Below are 1,630 nucleotides of genomic sequence, written 5' to 3'. Positions count from 1 at the left end.
GCGCGGGCACAGGTGCAGCGCCAGCTCCGCGGTCTGCGACAGCCACACCGCGTCCGCCCACGGCACGTGCCGGAACCGGCCGAGCCGGCTGCGGCTCAGCGCCTGTCCGCACAGGGTCTGGTTGGTGCCGGGCGCCCAGGCGTGCACGTCGCCGGACGGCTGCCGGACGCCGTCCTCGTCGACCCACTGGCTGGAGGCCGCGACACACGGCTGCGAGATCATGTCCGCGGTGTACCCGGTCCGGGGCGTCCGATACGGGCCCGGTCCGGGGTCGCGCGGAGGACGTCGGCCTCGGCAATCGCGCGGAGGACGGCGGCTTGAGCGTTCGCGCGCGGGCCGCGGCACGTCGTCCGTGGACGGTCCGGGCTCCTGCGCTGCGCGGCGCGGGCACGCGGGCGGCGGCGTCGTAGGACGCCAGCCGGCGGACGAGGTCGTCGTGCCCCGTGCGCGCGACCGCGGGGTGCGGCACGGTGACCCGCTCGCCGCGGTACAGCCCGCGCACCCAGCGGGCGACCGCCTTGGGCGGGGGCAGCACGTCACCGCCGAAGTGCGCCTGGACCAGCACGTCCTCGCCGCTGTCCGTCTCCACCGCGGCGGACCACCCGGTCTCCTCGTCCCACACCAGCGCCACGTCCCGGTCCACGAACCCGGGCAACCGGCCGTCCAGCGCCAGGTACGCGGTCGCCGGCCGCTCGGCCTGCACGTACGAGCACTCCCCCGTAAGCCCCAGTTCCCGGGTCACAAGCCTGACGTAACCGCGCAGGCCCCAGGTGACCGCATCGTCGAAGTCGAGTTCCACCACGCATCGCCGCCTCTCAGTGCCGATGCGCCGACTGTTTGACGCTCCGACCTGGTACCCCGACCGGGTGAGGGGTGAAACCACCCGACGGCGGCAGGCACGAGGTGTTTCGATCCAGCGCCGTCTCGGTGGACCGCGGTGAGCGCCCTGTCCGCCCCTCACCCGTTCGGTTGACCGTGGTGTTCGGGGTCCAGGACAGTGGGCGCGTGCAGAGGGCGTTGAGCATCCTGACGGTGGTCGCCTACGTGACGCTGCCGATCGGGTCGGAGAGCTTCGAGCAGTGGCTCGTGCCCACGCTGCTCGTCGGGCTGGTCTACGGCGCGCTCGCCGTCTTCGGGTTCCCCTTCGCGCAGCGGCGGGGCCGGGCGTTCGCCGTCGCGTACGTGCTGGTGCAGCTGCCTTTGGGCTTCGCGGTGTTCGTGCTGTCCGGTGCGGCGGTCGGGGGCGTGCTGCTGCTGGTCGTGCTGGTCGCCCAGAGCGTGCTTCTGCTGCCGCTGCCGGCCGCTGCCGCGGTGGCCGCGGTGACGCCCCTGATCCACGTGGGGATGGAGTGGCCGGCCGGGCTGCGCGAGGGGCTGAGCACGTTGGCCGTCACCACCTTCACCGTCGTCACCACCGAGCTGCTGGTGCGCGAGCAGCACGCCCGCGCCGAGCTGGCGGCGGCCAACGAACGGCTGCGCGGGTACGCCGCCCAGGCCGAGCAGCTGGCGACGACGCAGGAGCGCAACCGGGTGGCCCGCGACATCCACGACGGGCTGGGCCACCACCTGACCGTCGTGCAGATGCTCCTGCAGGCGGCCCGCGCGGTGATCCGCACGGCCGACCCCGACC

2 protein-coding genes and 1 pseudogene are annotated in these 1,630 nt (G+C 74.1%); 1 reads left to right on the top strand and 2 read right to left on the bottom strand.

Annotated elements, in window-relative coordinates; genetic code table 11:
* Together AB0G02_RS39175 and AB0G02_RS39170 are read right to left on the bottom strand one after the other, a co-directional pair.
* On the bottom strand, nt 1-222 hold a 222-nt coding region (locus AB0G02_RS39175; protein ID WP_360805264.1), incomplete at its 3' end, for a hypothetical protein.
* A 334-nt stretch (nt 223-556) separates the two neighbouring features.
* Nucleotides 557-703 (bottom strand): annotated as a pseudogene (locus AB0G02_RS39170) (DUF6292 family protein); the annotation flags it as partial.
* 302 nt (nt 704-1,005) lie between these two features.
* Here AB0G02_RS39170 and AB0G02_RS39165 point away from each other — a divergent pair.
* On the top strand, nt 1,006-1,630 hold a 625-nt coding region (locus AB0G02_RS39165; protein ID WP_360805261.1), incomplete at its 3' end, for a histidine kinase.

Source organism: Actinosynnema sp. NPDC023658, from assembly GCF_040639995.1.
Taxonomy (GTDB): Bacteria; Actinomycetota; Actinomycetes; order Mycobacteriales; family Pseudonocardiaceae; genus Actinosynnema.
Note: the sequence above shows the minus strand (reverse complement) of the source record. Positions and strands in the feature narration are given on the sequence as shown.